This window comes from Kitasatospora brasiliensis, from assembly GCF_032654805.1.
Taxonomy (GTDB): domain Bacteria; phylum Actinomycetota; class Actinomycetes; order Streptomycetales; family Streptomycetaceae; genus Kitasatospora; species Kitasatospora brasiliensis.
Map to the genome: position 1 here is coordinate 1,323,893 of NZ_JAUOOW010000001.1, position 15,554 is coordinate 1,339,446.

Sequence of the window (15,554 nt, forward strand, 5' to 3'; positions counted from 1 at the left end):
TCCTGCATAATCAGGCGCGGCCGTGCGGACCATCCGCAGGAAGAACCGAACACCGAGGAGGACCGGCCGATGCCGGACCAGCACTGCCCGACGTGCGGCACCGCACGCTCCACCGGCTGCGGCTGCGTCCCGGACCCGAGCCTCACCGAGACCGCCGTCCTGCCCCACATCGAGGGCCCGCCGCTGGTCCGCCCGTACATCCCGCAGACCGCCGACCAGGTGGCCGACGAGGGCCATCCGGGCGTGCCGACGGTGGATCCGTTCGCGACCACGGTGCTGCCGCCGGTCGCCCCGGGGCGTCCCGCCGGCGGGCCGCCGGTCGCTCCCCCGCTGGGGCCGGACGCGGACGCGTACGCCACCACCGTGCTGCCGCCCGTACCGCCCGTCGGGCCGGGGCAGGCCCCGTTCGGGGCGGACGCGGACGGCTACGCCACCGCGCTGATGCCGCCGGTGCCGCCGGTGCCGTCGACGCCGTCGATGCCGTCCGCCGGGCCGGGCGGGTACCCGGCGACGGCCGCGCAGCCTCAGGCAATGCCGCAGCCGCAACCGCAACCGCAACCGCACGGGAACGAGATCGGCGTCTTCCCCGTCAGCCGGCCCCCGGGCCCGGCCGAAGGCGGCCGCGCCGCCAGACGGGCGGCCGAACGGACCCCGCTCGCCCAGCGCAAGGGCCTGCTCGCCGGAGTCGGCGCCGCCCTGGTGGCGCTCACCATCGGCGTCGCGTACGCGGTGACGCCCTCCACCGAGCCACCGGCCAAGCAGGCGCAGCCGCTGCCGACGACCACGCTGGCGCCCGCGCCGGTGGACCCGCCCACCACGGCGGCGCCCGCCCCCAGCGCGGTGGCGCCGACCAGCGAGGCGCCGAGCCCGACGGCCACCCCCACCCCCACCCACAAGCCGAGCCCGACGAAGACGGCCACCCCGCCGCCGACCACCGCACCGGCCCCGCCGCCCGCCGCCCCGGCGCAGCCTCCGGCCCCGGCCCCCACCCCCACACCGCCGCCCCCGCAGCCGCCGGCCCCGGCGCCCAGCCCCCGGACGCTCCAGATGGGGGACAGCGGGCCCGACGTCCGCGCCATGCAGCAGCTGCTGTACACCGCCGAATGTGGATTCATCGACAAGTCGATCGTCAGCGGCACCTTCGACGGCCTGACCAGGTCGGTGCTGATGAGCTACCAGCGCGAGAACCGGATCAAGGGCGAGAACGGCGTCTACGGCCCCAAGACCCAGGCCGCCCTGACCGCGGACCCGGGCTGCTGAACCCCAAGCTCCCCCGCACGCGGAAGGGCGGCGGCCGCCCACCGGCAGCCACCGCCTTCCCCCACCCGGCCGAGGCGTCAGCCGGTGATCGCCCCAAAGATGCTGATGCCCGCCAGCACCACCATGATCGCCGCCGCCACCCGGATGATCAGCTTCATCGGCACGTACTTGAGCAGCTTCTGCCCGCCCACGATGGCGATCCCGCCGACCGCGCACAGCGCCAGCCAGGAGCCCAGGCCGACGGCCAGCGGGTCGGCGTACTTGGCGGCCAGGTTGGCGGTCATGATCTGGGTCAGGTCACCGAACTCGGCGATCGCGACCACCAGGAAGCTGGCCCCGGCCACCTTCCAGAAGCTGTTCGAGGACGGCTCCTTGGCGGCGTGCTCGTCCTCGTCCTCACCGCCGTGGAACAGCAGCATCGCCGCGCCGACCAGGAACAGCAGGCCGGTGACGCCCTCCACCCAGCGGTGCGGCAGCAGCGAGAGCAGGTGTCCGGCGACGAGTGCCAGGGCCACCTGGACGGCCATGGCGGCGGCGACGCCCGCGAAGACGTAGCTCGCCCGGTACTTGGTGCCGAGCACCAGGCTGGCCAGCGCGGTCTTGTCCGGCAGTTCGGCCAGGAAGATGATGCCGAAGGTCAACGCGGCAACGGTCAGACTCATCAGGGGTTTCCTCGGTCAGCGGGCTGCCCGGCCTCCGCAGGTCCGTCAGGGGACGCTTCGGCCCGACAGCACTGGTCATGGTCACAGCACTGCGGCCGAAGGTCTCGCCGACACCGCTCATCGAGCGGTGCCCCGGGCGCCGGGCCCGTGGGGGCCAGTATGTCGACGGTCCGGTGGAGGGCTACTCCCCTTCAACGGCCCCAAGCGTACCGGACGGCGCCGGCCGGCCCGCCGCCGGAAGGACTAACGACCGTGCGGCTCGGGCGCCACGAGCCCGCGCCCGACCAGTTCCAGCACCACCACGATCGCCACCGACTCCACCGCCAGCAAGGCGATCAGCACGAACAGCTGCACCGCCCCCGCCTGGACCGGCGAGGCGCCGCCCAGCAGCATCCCGACGAAGGCTCCGGGCAGGGTGACCAGGCCGACCGTCCGGGTCTGGTCCAGCGCCGGGACGAGCGAGGTCGCCGCCGCCGTACGGCAGATCTCCAGCCGGGCCTCGCGCTCCTCGAAGCCGAGCGCCAGCGCCGCCTCCACCTCACCGCGCCGCAGCCGCAGCTCGTCCAGGGCCCGCCGCCCGGCCAGCGAGGTCGCGCTGAGCGCGCCGCCGATCAGGATGCCGGCGACCGGGATGACGGACAGGCCCTGTGTCGGCAGCAGTCCGACGCCCAGCAGCAGGGCGAGCACCGGCAGCACCCCGGCGCCGATCGGGGCGGCGGCCCAGACCCAGTCGGGCCCCGGGGTCATCCGCCGGCCCGCGGTGCGCACCGCGACGCTGAACATCAGCAGCACGAACAGCGCCGACCACCAGAGCGAACCGACCACCCAGGTGATCACCGCGGCGACGGCGGCCAGCTGCACCACGGCGCGCAGACCGGCTCGCAGCACCGCGTGCCCGTGGCCGAGCAGGCCCCACCCGGCCACCGCGACGGCGGCCAGCAGCAGGACGGCGGTGACCACGCCGAGCACCGGGGTGACCGGCAGCAGCTGACCGGCGGGGGCGGAGAGCGGCACCGGCGAGGCGGAGAGCGGCATCAGATCCAGCTCGTGAACCACATCCGGTCCTGCCAGGACGACATCGGGATCACCTCCGCCGTGTACAGCGGGTAGAAGAAGGCGAAGCAGCCGACGATCGCGAGCACGATCACCCCGGCCCCGATCGCGCCGATCCGGCGGCGCTCGGGACTGCACCCGGCCGGGCCGAGCAGCGCCCCGAGCATCTGGGCGACGGCCAGGCACAGGAACGGCACCAGCACGACCATGTAGAAGGAGAAGATCGTCCGCTCCTGGTACTGGAACCAGGGCAGGTAGATCGCGGCCACCGCGCAGAGCACCGCGCCGGAGCGCCAGTCCCGCCGGAAGAACCAGCGCCACAGCAGGTAGACCAGCGCGAAGCAGGCCGCCCACCACAGGAACGGCGTGCCGAGGCCGAGGATCTGCGCCGCGCAGCCGCCCGAGGAGGTGCAGCCGCGCTGCCCGTCCGGGACCTGCTCCCAGTACATCGAGACCGGGCGGCCCACGACCAGCCAGGAGAACGGGTTGGACTGGTAGGTGTGCGGGGTGCTCAGGCCGGTGTTGAAGTCGTACATCTGCGCGTGGTAGTGCCACAGGCTGCGCAGCGGCGCGGGCACCCAGCTCATCGGGACCTGGGGCAGCGGGATGCCCAGGAAGCTGTCCGGGGAGAGCCCGGCGCGCCCGTCCGCCCAGTGCCGGTCGTAGCCGCCCTCGCCGTTGCCGCCGGTGGCCAGCCAGCCGCTCCAGGCGCCGACGTACACCACCACGGCGGAGCCGACCGTGGCGAGGAAGGCGGGGACGGCGTCCCGGCGCAGCATCGAGCGCCAGGGGCGGCGGGCGCCGGCGCCCCGGCGGCCGGACTGGTCCCACAGGACGGTCAGGATGCCGAAGGCGGCGAGGATCATCGCGCCGTTCCACTTGACGGCGCAGGCGGCGCCGAGGAGCACCCCGGCGGCGATCCGCCAGGGGCGCAGGCCGAGCCGGACGGTGTCGCCGTCGGTCGCCGCGGCGAGCCGGGCGCGGGTGTGGTCGCGGTCGATCAGCAGGCTGCCGAAGGCGGCGAGCACGAAGAACATCTGGATGCCGTCGAGCAGGCCGACCCGGCTCATCACCAGTTGGAGGCCGTCCACCGACATCAGCAGCGCGGCGGTGCAGCCGAGCAGGGTGGAGCCGAGGAGCCGGCGGCCGATCCGGGCCAGCATCAGGACGGTGACGGTACCGAGCAGCGCGGTCATGAACCGCCAGCCGAAGGGGTTCAGCCCGAACAGCTGCTCGCCGATCGCCATCACCCATTTGCCGAGCGGCGGGTGCGCGATGAACTCGGCCGCGGAGCTCAGCGGGACCACCTGCGGGTGGGCCAGGATGTCGGCGTTGGCGTGGTCGGGCCAGGTGCCCTCGTACCCCTGGTGGAGCAGCGACCAGGCGTCCTTGGGGTAGTACGTCTCGTCGAAGACGAAGGCGTCGGGGTAGCCGAGGTTCCAGAACCGCAGCAGGCCGGCGAAGAGCGCGACGCAGATCGGTCCGAGCCAGCCGGAGTGGTCGGCCGCCCAACGGACCAGGCCTCCGCGCGGGGCCGGAGCCGGGGTGGCGGGGGCCGGGGCCGCCGGTGGGTGCGTGAGCGCCGCTTGCGTCATAGCCTCGTCGATTCGCCTGTCTGCTCTGCCCGGGGGCCGGGCTCTGCCGGGTGGCCGGGCGCCCTGCCCGGGTCCTGCCGCGCCGGCGGGGGCCGGGCGGTCGACAGCCACCGACACTATGTGGCGGTGCTCGGGAAGCCAAGCGCGACGGGCACCGACCAGGTGACCTGGACGGTGCCCGTTTCGAACGCTTTCGCGGACCGCCGCGTTACGCCGCGGTCTGGAGCTCCCGGACCGGGGCTGCGGTGCGCACCACGACCGGCGCCGCGTTGTCCTGCTCCGGCGTGAGGTGCGGGCGCAGCCGCAGCGCCAGGGCGACGATCAGCAGCGTGGAGCCCGCCATGGCCGCCAGGTAGAGCGGCCAGGTGCCGGAGCCGACCAGCAGCACGCCGACGGCCGGGCCGACCGCGATCGCGACCTGCTTCACCAGGGCGTACGCGGAGTTGTAGGTGCCGAGCATCCGGGCCGGGGCGAGGTCCGCGACGATCGGGCCCATGGTCGGCGCGAGCAGCGACTCGCCGACGCCGAAGAGGGCGTAGATCGAGACGATGGCGACCGTGGCGGCCATGGTCTCCGTCCGGATCAGGCCGGCGACCAGGGCCATCGCCCAGGCGCCGAGCCAGACCACGCCGGCCGCGGCCATCGCGGTGGTGCGGCGGCGGCGCGCGGTGATCCGCACCATGAACATCTGGAGCACCACGATGGTCAGCGCGTTGGCACCGATCGCGAAGCCCAGGGTGGAGGGCGCGGTGCCGACGGTGTCGGTGGCGAAGGCCGCGACGCCGGACTCGAACTGGCCGTAGCAGGTGAAGAAGATCAGCCCGGCGAGGATGCTGAGCCGCACCATCGCCTTGTCGGCGAGCAGGGCGCGCAGCCCGGTCGGACCGTCCGCCTGGCCATGGACGGCCGCCAGCTGCGCCATGGGTATCCGGGCGGTGCCGGTGACCAGGGCGAGGCCGAGGAACGTCACCGCCTCGATGGTGAACAGCCGGGTGAGGCTGGCCGGGTCGGACACGTCGACGATCTGCCCGCCGACCAGCGCACCGATGCCCATGCCCAGGTTGATCAGGGTGAACTGGAGCGCGAAGGCGTGCGAGCGGGTGGCCGCCGTGGAGCAGCGGACGATCATCGTGGCGAGCGCCGGTTGGCAGGTGGTGACACCCGCGCCGAACAGGAGGGAGGCGACCAGCAGGGCCGGGGTGCCGGTGGCCTGGCCGAAGGCGAACGCGCCGGTGGCGGCGAGCGCCGTACCGGCCAGCAGCACCGGGCGGGGGCCGTACCGGTCGATGCCGCGGCCGGTGAACGGGAGGACGGCGAGGGCCGCCAGTGCGAAGACGGTGAAGACCATCCCGGCCGCCAGCGAACCCAGCCCGCGCACCTGGTCCACGTACACGAACATGTACGGGAGCGTGAACCCGCTGCCGAACGCACTGAGCGCGTTGCCGATCTGGACGCGGCGCAGCGGGCCGCCCGCTCCACGTCGCTGCTGCCTCTGCTGCTTCACCGTGCCGGTCACCGTGCACATCCCTTCCTGGTTCAACTGGATACTCTTAAGTCCAGAAGATTTCAGAGCTAAAGTTTGACGAGATAAAGTCTTAGCACCGGAAGAGTGCGGAGTCAAAGGCTTAAGGAGTGCATAACCATGCGACACTGGTGCGCATGACTACGGACAAGCCGCGGCCGGCTGCCGACAAGCCCGCCCAGGCCACCCGCCTGGAGCTCGGCATCGCCGAGCAAGTGGCCCTCTACCAGCGGGAGTTCCCCACCGTCGACCCCCAGGTGGAGACCATCGTGCAGACCCTCCTGAGGGTCTCCCGGCGGATGGGCGTGGCGTACGACCGTCAACTGACTGTGCTCGGAATCACCTCCGCCGAGTGGGAGGTGCTCAAGGCCCTGGTGGTCTCCGGAAGCCCGTACCAGCTGGGGCCGGGCGAGCTGGCCAAGCGGCTCGGGCTCACCCCGGCGGCGATGACCCACCGGATCGACCGGATGGTGGCCGACGGCCTGGTCACCCGGGAGCGGGACGAGGCCAACCGGGTGCGGGTGATCATCGAGCTGACCGAGACCGGCCGGGACAAGTGGCTGGAGTCGATGCGGATGGCGGCGGTGTTCGAGGAGGAGTTCCTCCAGGACATCGCGGGCGAGGAGCGCACCGAGCTCTCGGCGACGCTGGACCGGATGCTGCGGCGGATCGAGGAGAGCCAGCCGGACGCGCTCGGGCGCACCGAGGACCTGGCCTGACGCCTCCCGGCACGGGAACGAACGAGTCCGGCCCGCCGGGAGGAGGTTCCTCCCGGCGGGCCGGACTCGTCACATCAGGTGCTGCGAGGATCCGTCAGGCCCTCGGAGCGCGGTCCGACGTCAGCAGGGGCCGAGGTCGGTCCAGGCGCCCCACTGGCCGCTCAGACTCGGGTCGTCGCCCTTGGTCCACCACTTGTTGCTGTAGTAGTGGCCCTTCCACGAGACCTTGGTGCCGCCGGCCGCGTAGGTGGTGTTCGCGTCCCAGCTCGGGGCCGCGGAGCAGACCGGCGCAGGCGTGGTCTGGGTGCTGGTCGGGGTCGGCGACGGGGTACCCGGGTCGGTCGGGGTCGGGCTCGGGGTCGGGGTCGCCGAACCGCTCGGCGCCGGCGGGGCCGGGCAGCCGGTCGCGGAGCCGTTGGTGGCGCTCACCATCTTGTCGAAGAGGGCCGTCTTGGTGCCCAGGTCGTACAGCGAGAAGGCGAAGGAGCCGCCGAGGCCGTTGCAGTGGGCGTAGTCCATCTTGGCCTGGATGGACTTGGCGTCCTCACCGCTCCAGAAGGTGTTGCCGTCGTAGAAGTACGTGGCCTGCGCCGCGTCGTCCCAGTAGGTCTTCGCCGGGTTGTCGACGAAGCCCGCGAGCTCCTTGTACATCTGGATGCCGGGGACGTTGCCGGACATCGCCGCGCCGGCGGCCGGCTGGGCGGCGGGCTGGAACAGGCCGTGCTGGCCGTTGTCCTTCACGCCGGTCCAGCCGCGGTAGTAGAACGGCACACCCATGTTGATCTTGCTGGCCGGGAAGCCGCCGGGGATGCCGTAGTCCTTGTCGCCGACCGTCCACGCCTTGATGGCGTTGTCGATCGAGTACTTGCCGTTGCCCGGCTTGACCGGGGTCGACGGGTCGTTCGGGCCCGCGTAGAGCGCGGCCTGGTGGTTGGTCGGGCCCTGGGCGTCCCAACCGCCGTGCATGTCGTAGGTCATGACGTCGAGGAAGGTCAGGTACTGACCGATCTTGTCCGTCTCGACGTTCATGATCTTGTCCTGGCCGGCACCGACCGCCGCCGACAGGGCGTAGGTCTTCTTGTCGGCCGCGCCCTGCGCGTCCAGCTGGGTGCGGAACTCCTTCAGCAGGGCGGTGAAGTTCTGCTTGTCCGCCGGGCTGGAGATGTTGCCGGTGTGGCCGCCGCCGCCCGGGTACTCCCAGTCGATGTCGATGCCGTCGAAGACACCGGCGCCCGAGCCCGGGCCGCCGAAGCCGGCGTCGGCGGGCAGGTTGCCCTTGATGAACATGTCGATGCAGGACGACACCAGGTTCTTGCGCGAGGCGTCCGTGGCGGAGGCCGGCGAGAAGTACTTGGAGTAGGTCCAACCGCCGATGGAGAGCAGGACCTTGAGGTTCGGGTTCTTCGCCTTCAGCTTCTTCAGCTGGTTGAAGTTGCCCGCGATCGGCTGGTTCCAGACGTCGCCGACGCCGTCGACCGAGATGTCCGGGCCGAAGCTCTTCTGGTAGTCGGCGAACGCGTCGGCGGCGCCGTCACCCGCGTTGGGGTTGTTGTCGTTCGTGTCCGCGGCCTTGGTGGCCTCGAAACACCCCAGGCTGGTCGGGTTGATGTTGGCGAAGTCGTAGATCAGGTAGTCCAGCTTCCCGGCGACGCCGGTGTCCTGGATCGTCTTGGGGTAGTACGCGTTCGCGTAGACCGACCACTGATCGTAGTACGCGACCTTGATGCCGCCGCTGGTGGCGGGCGCGCCGGTGGAGTTGGTGGTCGCGGCGTTGGCCGCGCCGCCGCCGGACAGCGCGAGGCCGGCGCCGAGCAGCAGGGAGGCGGTGGTGCCGGCCGCGATGGCGGCCGTGCTCTTGGGGCGGCGTCGGCGGCCGCCCTGCGGAGCCGGGGTCCCGGCCCTTTCAATGCGTGAGCGCAGCATGGGTGCGTGACTCCTGGTTGTGGGGGTTTCCGTCGCCCCGGGGGCACGCGTCCGGGGTGGGGCCGGACGACCGGGACATGACAGGCATGGGTGGGGAATCGAGCGGGATCAGACCATGACGGACTACCGGGATGTGCCGAACCGGCGCCGACGGCACGAGGCCGTCGGCGCCGGTTCAGGGGCTCCCTGCACCTGGGGAATAAAAATGGACTAGACCAACTCGCCCGTCAAGGGGTCCTGTTGGGCCTTGAGCCCCGCTTAAGGTTCCGCCCGCCGTCCACCCCCGCGCTGAGCTGGGCGGCTTCCCCGGGAGTCGGTGACACGGAGTCAGCGGCGGGCGGTGCCGGGAGTCATCGGGAGTCAGTAGCGGACGGCGTTGGCCACCTCGGCCTTGACCGTGCCGGAGAGGTCCCGGTTGGAGTGCCCGGTGGCCTGGGAGCTCTGCCCGGCGGCCACGTCCTGGACGGTCACCGCGGTCGCGTCCAGCACCTTGCCGGACTCGTCGGTGAAGTTCACCTGGATCACGTACCGGTACGACTGCTGCCCGTGGTTGGTGACGGTCAGCGGCACCTGCGCCTTGCCGTCCGAACCGGTGGTCACCGGCCCGGCGGCGACGTCCGCCTTGGCGTCGAGCCCGCCCTTGATCCCGGCGACGGCCGAGGAAGCCGCCGACGCCGCCGAGGAGGCCTGGGCCTGCGCCGAGGCGATCGCCGCACCCGCCCCGCCCGCCGCCGAGGCCAGCGCCGAGGCGGCGGAGGCGGCGGCACTCGCGGCCCGCCTCACCTCGGCCGCCGCCGAGGAGGCCGAACTCTCCGCGCTCTTGCCGCCGGAGCAGCCCGCGAGGGCCGCCGTACCGACCACCGACACGGCCACCAGGCCTGCCACCAGGCGCCGTTGGGAGTACTGGGGGGCATCCGGGTGCCGCCTGGTGACCCTCGGCGGCGAGATCGGCGAGATCGGCGAGATCGGCGAAGCCGACGAGGCCGGGGAGGCCGGGGAGGCCGGGGAGCTGGCGCGGGTGAGCGGCTGGCGGTCCATGCGGTCCCTCGTCTCGGTCGGACGGCCTCGTGGGGCGGCCTCGGCGGCGGCACGGTGTGCCGGGCTGCCCGGCACACCTCCCGCCCACCCTCCGAGGGCCGGCGGAGCACCGCCAGCAGGGCTGCTGCCTCCGGGTGACGCGGCCGGGCCTACGAGAGCCCCGAGCCCTCCTGCTCGTCCGACTCCACCGCGGCCCGCTCCTCGCGCAGCCGCAGCAGGTGCCGGCGCCGCGCGACCGTGCCGTACGCCCCGGCGGCGCTCGCCACGAAGGACACCAGACCGACCCACGGCCGGTCGAAGACGTGGCCGGTCAGGTGGTCCAGCGAGTACCGGCCGGCGCCGGCCAGGCCGACCGCCAGCCCGGTCGCGCCGAGGAAGGCCGGGTACTCGTAGCCGCCGGACATGGCGAAGAAGCCGGCCGGGGCGTGCACCGACACCGCTCCCGCCATCGTCCCGGCCACCACCGCGCCGGCCGCCGGCGTGGCCAGCCCGGCCACCAGCAGCGCCCCGCCGCCCGCCTCGCCGAGGCCGGCCGCGAGGGCGCTCTGCCGGGCCGGGTGGAAGCCCATGTGCTCCATGGCCTCGGTGGTGCCCTCCAGGCCGCCGCCCCCGAACCAGCCGAACAGCTTCTGGGTGCCGTGCGCGATCAGCACCCCGCCGACCGCGCTGCGCAGGGCCAGCAGGCCCAGGTCCTTACGGTTCAGGCACATGTCGCATCCTCGTTTCGGCAGAGATCGGCAGAGGTCGGCAGAGATCAGGCGGAATCATCGGATACCGGCAGAGATCGCCGGAGAGGAGTGTGGTCCGCCTCTCCGGCAGTCCTGCTTCCATGGCACCCGAGAGCGCAGCTCTGTTCGAGCCGGGACCGCCATCCGGGCGAATCCGCCGCCGATCGGGAATGAACCGCCGACCCGGGTCGGACCGCCGGTCGAAGAGATCCACGCCACGCCCGGCCGCGGGGCGTGGCGGGCCGGGCGCGCCGGGCCCCGCGGTCATGCTTGGCCCATGTTCGTCTTCAACCTCGGCAGTGCCTTCATCACCTTCTTCGCCGTGGTCGGCCCGCCGAAGACCCTGCTGGCCTTCGCCCGCCTGGCCGGGACCCGCAGCAACCTGGAGCTGCGCCGGCTGGCGGCGCTGAGCACGGCCATCTCGGCGGTGATCGGCCTGGTGCTCGGCTTCGGGGCCGACGAGCTGACCACCCTGTTCCACATCAGCGACCAGTCGCTCCAGCTCGCGGGCGGGGCGATCTTCTTCGTCTACGCCGTCGCGCTGGTCTTCGGGGTCCACCTCGGTTCGGACGGCGACGAGGACGAACACCTGGCGAACCCGCTGGTGGACGGCATCCGCGAACTGCTGCTGCCGTACATCGCCAGCCCGCTCGCGATCACGGCCGTCCTGGTCGCCTCGCTCAACCAGGACAACTGGGGCTGGAAGGCCGCCGTCTCCGGGGCGTACGTGGCCGTCGCGGTGATCAACTACCTCTGCGTGGCGGTGCTGGCGCCGCTGATGCGCCGCACCCACCGCACCTCGCTGGAGGTGCTGTCCCGACTGCTCGGGCTGCTGCTGGCGGCGGTCGGCGTCGAACTGTTCCTGGAGGGCCTGGCCGGGCTGGGGGTGCACCTGCCGGAGGGTCACTAGCTAGGCGTGTCGCCCCGCGAGGCGGGCCAGCACCTCGCCGATCCGCTCGCGCACCAGAGGGTCGGCGACCAGCCCGTCCGGGCCGACCGCCCCGCGCTCCAGCGGGATCCGGACGCAGGCCTCGTCCAGCACGGCCGCGCCGGTGTAGCCGAGGACGGTGCGCAGGGCGGCCTCCGCGCCCAGGCCGCGGCCCGGGCCGGCGGCGTTGATCCAGGCGGCGGGCTTGTCCGAGATCTCGACTCCGCCGACCGTCCAGTCCAGCAGGTTCTTGAACGAGCCCGGCAGCGTCCCCGCGTACTCGGGGGTGCAGACCAGCAGCGCGTCGGCCGCCTCGATCGCGGCCCGCAGCGCGGCCACCGGCTCCGGCAGCGGGTCGGTGTCGTGGTCCGGGTTGAAGTGCGGCAGCCCGGCCAGCCCGGTGTAGTACGTGGTCCGCAGGCCCGGGGTGGTGGCGGCCACGGCGGCCGCGGTGCGCAGCACCGTCTCGTTGGCGGAGCCGGCCCGCAGGCTCCCGGGCAGCAGCAGGATGTGGCGCTCGTTCGACATGCCCGGGAACCTACTCCCTGACGTCCGCGTCAAGGCCAGCCGACGCCGCCGCACCGCCCGCGCCGCGCGCCTCGCCCGCGCCGGTCAGCGCGAGCCCGCGCCGGTCAGCGCGGCTCCACCGGCCGCCAGGGCACCGGGCTGGAGAGGATCATCGAGCTGGACGGCTGGCCGTAGCCGCCGAGCCGGTCGCACACCGCCTCGAACTCGGCCATCGTCGACACCGCGACCAGCAGCACGCAGCACGCCCCGCCGGTGACCCGGTGCAGCTGGACCACCTCCGGCCAGGTCGGCACCTCGGGGTCGCGCAGCACGCAGCGCGGGCCGTAGCACTGGATCTGGACCAGCGCGGTGATCGGCAGCCCGGCCCGGGTGAGGTCCACATGGGCGTGGTAGCCGCTGATCACGCCCTCGGACTCCAGTCTGCGGACCCGTTCGGCCACCGCGGGTGCGGACAGGCTGACCCGGCGGGAGAGTTCGTTGTACGAGAGCCGGGCGTCGGCCTGGAGCTCGGCCAGCAGACGGCGGTCGACGGCGTCCAAGGCGGCCTCCCAGGGTGTTCGGAATGCGGTCGGAACCAGGCCGGAAAACCGGAGTTTCCGTTCGTAAGGCGAATCGGCGAAACGCCTCGTGAACGACAGGTCCACAGGCGGTTGCGATGCCCGTCGACCATTCAAGCGGGGGGCACCGCCGCCGCACAATGGCACTGGTGGAACCCGGCAGTCCGTCCGGTCCACAGGACCGGTTCCACCGGGCCGGATTCACCAGGGAGCAGGAGGATCGGGATGGGGCACGACACGATGGAGACACCCAACCTGTCGTTCGGTCGGGCCGGAGCACCGGGCCGGGGCACCCCGTACGCCCAGTACGTGCGCCTGGAGGAGCTGCACGGCCTCCAGCACCCGCGCAGCGAGGAGCCGACGGAGCTGTCGTTCATCGTCACCACCCAGGTGATGGAGCTGCTGTTCGACCTGCTGCGGCACGAGTGGACGCTCGCCCGGCAGGCACTGCGCGAGGACGACCTGACCGCCGCACTGGCCGCACTGCGCCGGGGCACCCACGTCCAGGACGTGCTGGTGGAGTCCTGGGACCTGCTGGCCACCATGACGCCGCGCGAGTTCAACTCCTTCCGCTCGCTGTTCGGCGAGGCCTCCGGCTTCCAGTCCGCCGCCTTCCTGCACCTGGAGTTCCTGCTCGGCAACAAGAACGCCGCGCTGCTCGGGATGTACGACGGGATGCCCGAGACTCAGGCCGAACTGACCGAGGCGCTGCGCTCCCCCGGCCTGTACGACGAGGCGCTGGCGCTGCTGGCCCGCCGCGGCCTGGCCCCGCACCGGGCGGCCTCCGAGCAGCGCTACCAGCCGTCCGCCGAGGTCGAGGCGGCCTGGCGGCGGGTGTACACCGAGCCGGAGTCCGCCGCGCTCCAACCGCTCGGCGAGGCCCTGCTGGACGTGGCCGAGCGGGTCACCCGATGGCGCCAGCGCCACCTCTCGGCGGTCAAGCGGACCATGGGCGGCAAGCCCGGCTCGGGCGGCTCCAGCGGGCTGACCTGGCTGCGCAAGTCGGCCGAACAGGACGTGTTCCCGGAGCTGTGGACGATCCGGGACGGGCTGTGACGGGAAAGCTGGTGACGGGAAGGCCGGTCACGGGAAGGCTGGTCCACGGGACCGGCCGAACGGACCGGCCGGACCGAGGATGACGAGGGAGGGACCGGCATGACCACGCGTGAGGAGTGCGCGGCGCTGGACGCCGTCGACCCGCTGGCGGCGTTCCGCAAGGAGTTCGCCCTGCCGGACGGGGTGATCTACCTGGACGGCAACTCGCTGGGCGCGCTGCCGGTGCGCACGCCCGAGCGGGTGCGCCAGGTGGTCGAGGAGGAGTGGGGCCGGGAGCTGGTCCGCAGCTGGAACGACGCCGGCTGGTTCGAGCAGCCGTACCGGCTGGGGCGGCGGATCGCGCCGCTGATCGGAGCCGATCCGGCGGAGGTCGTCGTCTGCGACACCACCTCGGTCAACCTGTTCAAGGTGCTGTCGGCCGCGCTGCGGCTGCGTCCGGGCCGGGGCACGGTGCTCGGTGACGCCGAGGCCTTCCCGACCGACCTGTACATCGCCGAGGGCGTGACCGGCCTGGTCGAGGGCGCGCGCAGCACCCTGATCCGCCCCGAGGAGCTGGACCGGCACCTGGACGGCGACGTCGCCGCGGTCGTCCTCTCGCACGTGGACTACCGCACCGGCGAGCTGCTGGACATGCCCGGGATCACCGCCCGGGCGCGGGCGGCCGGCGCGCTGATGATCTGGGATCTGTGCCACTCGGCGGGCGCGCTGCCGGTCGAACTCGACGCCGCCGAAGCGGACTTCGCGATCGGCTGCACCTACAAGTACCTCAACGGCGGCCCCGGCTCGCCGGCCTTCCTGTACGTCGCCGAGCGGCACCTGGCGGCCGGCCCGCTCCAGCCGCTGAGCGGCTGGTTCGGCCACGCCCGGCCGTTCGCCTTCGAGCCCGGGTACGACCCGAAGCCGGGCATCGGCCGCTTCCTGACCAGCTCGCCCTCCCTGCTCGGCCAGGCCGCCCTGGGCGTCTCGCTGGACATCTGGGAGCGGGCCGACCTGGCGGCCGTCCGGGCCAAGAGCCTGGCGCTGACCGACCTGTTCGTCTCGCTGACCGAGGGGCTGGACGGCATCGAGGTGGTGACCCCGCGCGAGCACGCCCGGCGCGGCAGCCAGGTCGCACTGCGGCACGCCGACAGCTACCCGGTGGTGCAGGCGCTGATCGAGCGCGGAGTGATCGGCGACTTCCGCGCACCGGACCTGATGCGCTTCGGCTTCACCCCGCTCTACCTCTCGTACACCGAAGTCTGGGACGCGGCCCGGCAGTTGACCGAGGTACTGGAGAGCGGCGAGTGGCGGGCGGAACGGTTCTCCCGACGGGGCGAGGTGACGTAGCGGCCGCCGTGACGCAGCTCATGTCCGGGCCGAGTTCGACCACCACCACCCCTGGGGATGCTTCCATCTGACGGAACGTCGCAACCCGGGGAGGTCGTGCGTGACCCTCGAACTCGGCCCGCTGAAGCCCGAACCGGCCCCGCTGATCCTCGGCCTGGCGCTGTTCTTCCTGCTGCTGTGGACGCTCGGCCGCGGCCTGCTCCCCCGGATCGAACGGGTGCGGGCCGAACGCTGGGACGCCACCGAGGGCCGCGCCGAACGCGCCGAGGCCCTGCTCGCCGAGGCCGAGGCGACTCGGACCGCCCGACTGCTGGAGCTGGCCGAGGCCCGGCACGAGGCGGCCCGGATCCGGGAGGAGTACGCCGAGCGCGGCGCGGCGGCGATGGCCTCGGCCCGCGCCGAGGGCCTGCGCACCCGGGACGCGCTGCTCGCCACCGGCCGCGCCCGGATCGCCGCCGACCGGGCGGAGGCGGAACGGCTGCTGCGCCAGGACGTCGGCGAGCTGGCCGTCATCCTGGCCGGCCGGGTGATCGGCGAACCGGTGCACACCGTCGCCGCCCGACGCCGCACGGTGGAGCGCTTCTTCGAGACCAACTAGCCGGTACGGACGCCCAGTTCGGGAGTGGGCGATGCGTCCCGACGGAAGCCGGCGAGCACCG

General features: G+C 72.9%; 15 protein-coding genes. 6 read left to right on the plus strand and 9 right to left on the minus strand.

What is annotated here, in order from left to right; translation table 11 throughout:
* Positions 1–69 precede the first annotated feature (69 nt).
* On the plus strand, positions 70–1,260 hold the full coding sequence (locus QWJ13_RS05945; protein WP_316520970.1) for a peptidoglycan-binding domain-containing protein: 1,191 nt from the start codon (positions 70–72) through the stop codon (positions 1,258–1,260).
* A 77-nt stretch (positions 1,261–1,337) separates the two neighbouring features.
* On the opposite strand, the gene QWJ13_RS05950 is transcribed toward QWJ13_RS05945, so the two are convergent.
* The 4 genes from QWJ13_RS05950 to QWJ13_RS05965 all read right to left on the minus strand — a co-directional run bounded on the left by QWJ13_RS05950 (position 1,338) and on the right by QWJ13_RS05965 (position 6,074).
* Positions 1,338–1,925 carry a TMEM165/GDT1 family protein gene (locus QWJ13_RS05950; protein WP_316521705.1) on the minus strand — a complete coding sequence of 196 codons (588 nt, stop codon included), beginning with the start codon at positions 1,923–1,925 and terminating at the stop codon, positions 1,338–1,340.
* Between the two features lie 240 nt (positions 1,926–2,165).
* Positions 2,166–2,957 (minus strand): ABC transporter permease, encoded by a 792-nt coding sequence (locus QWJ13_RS05955; RefSeq protein WP_316521707.1) that lies wholly within the window; start codon positions 2,955–2,957, stop codon positions 2,166–2,168.
* A complete protein-coding gene (locus QWJ13_RS05960; protein ID WP_316520971.1) occupies positions 2,957–4,570 on the minus strand; it encodes a dolichyl-phosphate-mannose--protein mannosyltransferase in 1,614 nt (537 codons plus the stop codon). Before QWJ13_RS05960 ends, QWJ13_RS05955 begins: the two co-directional genes overlap by 1 nt.
* 208 nt (positions 4,571–4,778) lie before the next feature.
* Positions 4,779–6,074, minus strand: coding sequence for an MFS transporter (locus tag QWJ13_RS05965; RefSeq protein WP_316520972.1), 1,296 nt, complete (start codon positions 6,072–6,074; stop codon positions 4,779–4,781).
* A 155-nt stretch (positions 6,075–6,229) separates the two neighbouring features.
* Between QWJ13_RS05965 and QWJ13_RS05970 the strand changes: the two genes are divergently transcribed.
* The gene (locus QWJ13_RS05970) at positions 6,230–6,811 is read left to right on the plus strand and encodes a MarR family winged helix-turn-helix transcriptional regulator (RefSeq protein ID WP_316520973.1); all 582 of its coding nucleotides are present in this window, start codon (positions 6,230–6,232) and stop codon (positions 6,809–6,811) included.
* A gap of 120 nt (positions 6,812–6,931) precedes the next feature.
* On the opposite strand, the gene QWJ13_RS05975 is transcribed toward QWJ13_RS05970, so the two are convergent.
* The 3 genes from QWJ13_RS05975 to QWJ13_RS05985 form a co-directional block, all read right to left on the minus strand.
* Positions 6,932–8,734: a glycosyl hydrolase family 18 protein gene (locus QWJ13_RS05975; protein ID WP_316520974.1), complete on the minus strand. Its 1,803-nt coding sequence runs from the start codon at positions 8,732–8,734 to the stop codon at positions 6,932–6,934.
* Between the two features lie 360 nt (positions 8,735–9,094).
* Positions 9,095–9,772 (minus strand): FxLYD domain-containing protein, encoded by a 678-nt coding sequence (locus QWJ13_RS05980; protein ID WP_316520975.1) that lies wholly within the window; start codon positions 9,770–9,772, stop codon positions 9,095–9,097.
* Positions 9,773–9,921: 149 nt separating this feature from the next.
* Positions 9,922–10,482, minus strand: a complete 561-nt coding sequence (locus tag QWJ13_RS05985) for a DoxX family protein (protein WP_316520976.1) — start codon at positions 10,480–10,482, stop codon at positions 9,922–9,924.
* A gap of 295 nt (positions 10,483–10,777) precedes the next feature.
* On the opposite strand from QWJ13_RS05985, the gene QWJ13_RS05990 reads away from it, so the two are divergent.
* Positions 10,778–11,410: a MarC family protein gene (locus QWJ13_RS05990; RefSeq protein WP_316520977.1), complete on the plus strand. Its 633-nt coding sequence runs from the start codon at positions 10,778–10,780 to the stop codon at positions 11,408–11,410.
* Here the strand turns inward: QWJ13_RS05990 and QWJ13_RS05995 are convergent, their stop codons facing one another.
* Positions 11,411–11,956 carry an NADPH-dependent FMN reductase gene (locus QWJ13_RS05995; protein ID WP_316520978.1) on the minus strand — a complete coding sequence of 182 codons (546 nt, stop codon included), beginning with the start codon at positions 11,954–11,956 and terminating at the stop codon, positions 11,411–11,413.
* 104 nt (positions 11,957–12,060) lie between these two features.
* The gene (locus QWJ13_RS06000) at positions 12,061–12,495 is read right to left on the minus strand and encodes an Lrp/AsnC family transcriptional regulator (RefSeq protein WP_316520979.1); all 435 of its coding nucleotides are present in this window, start codon (positions 12,493–12,495) and stop codon (positions 12,061–12,063) included.
* 243 nt (positions 12,496–12,738) lie between these two features.
* Between QWJ13_RS06000 and QWJ13_RS06005 the strand changes: the two genes are divergently transcribed.
* The 3 genes from QWJ13_RS06005 (at position 12,739) to QWJ13_RS06015 (ending at position 15,493) form a co-directional block, all read left to right on the plus strand.
* Positions 12,739–13,569 carry a tryptophan 2,3-dioxygenase gene (locus QWJ13_RS06005; RefSeq protein WP_316520980.1) on the plus strand — a complete coding sequence of 277 codons (831 nt, stop codon included), beginning with the start codon at positions 12,739–12,741 and terminating at the stop codon, positions 13,567–13,569.
* A 99-nt stretch (positions 13,570–13,668) separates the two neighbouring features.
* Positions 13,669–14,895: a kynureninase gene (gene kynU, locus QWJ13_RS06010; protein ID WP_316520981.1), complete on the plus strand. Its 1,227-nt coding sequence runs from the start codon at positions 13,669–13,671 to the stop codon at positions 14,893–14,895.
* A gap of 100 nt (positions 14,896–14,995) precedes the next feature.
* Positions 14,996–15,493 carry a F0F1 ATP synthase subunit B family protein gene (locus QWJ13_RS06015; RefSeq protein WP_316520982.1) on the plus strand — a complete coding sequence of 166 codons (498 nt, stop codon included), beginning with the start codon at positions 14,996–14,998 and terminating at the stop codon, positions 15,491–15,493.
* Positions 15,494–15,554 lie beyond the last annotated feature (61 nt).

Coding starts and splice junctions, on each gene's coding strand:
- QWJ13_RS05945 (WP_316520970.1), top strand. CDS start 70: ATGCCGGACCAGCACTGCCCGACGTGCGGCACCGCACGCTCCACCGGC.
- QWJ13_RS05955 (WP_316521707.1), bottom strand. CDS start 2,957: ATGCCGCTCTCCGCCTCGCCGGTGCCGCTCTCCGCCCCCGCCGGTCAG.
- QWJ13_RS05960 (WP_316520971.1), bottom strand. CDS start 4,570: ATGACGCAAGCGGCGCTCACGCACCCACCGGCGGCCCCGGCCCCCGCC.
- QWJ13_RS05970 (WP_316520973.1), top strand. CDS start 6,230: ATGACTACGGACAAGCCGCGGCCGGCTGCCGACAAGCCCGCCCAGGCC.
- QWJ13_RS05975 (WP_316520974.1), bottom strand. CDS start 8,734: ATGCTGCGCTCACGCATTGAAAGGGCCGGGACCCCGGCTCCGCAGGGC.
- QWJ13_RS05980 (WP_316520975.1), bottom strand. CDS start 9,772: ATGGACCGCCAGCCGCTCACCCGCGCCAGCTCCCCGGCCTCCCCGGCC.
- QWJ13_RS05985 (WP_316520976.1), bottom strand. CDS start 10,482: ATGTGCCTGAACCGTAAGGACCTGGGCCTGCTGGCCCTGCGCAGCGCG.
- QWJ13_RS05990 (WP_316520977.1), top strand. CDS start 10,778: ATGTTCGTCTTCAACCTCGGCAGTGCCTTCATCACCTTCTTCGCCGTG.
- QWJ13_RS05995 (WP_316520978.1), bottom strand. CDS start 11,956: ATGTCGAACGAGCGCCACATCCTGCTGCTGCCCGGGAGCCTGCGGGCC.
- QWJ13_RS06005 (WP_316520980.1), top strand. CDS start 12,739: ATGGGGCACGACACGATGGAGACACCCAACCTGTCGTTCGGTCGGGCC.
- kynU (WP_316520981.1), top strand. CDS start 13,669: ATGACCACGCGTGAGGAGTGCGCGGCGCTGGACGCCGTCGACCCGCTG.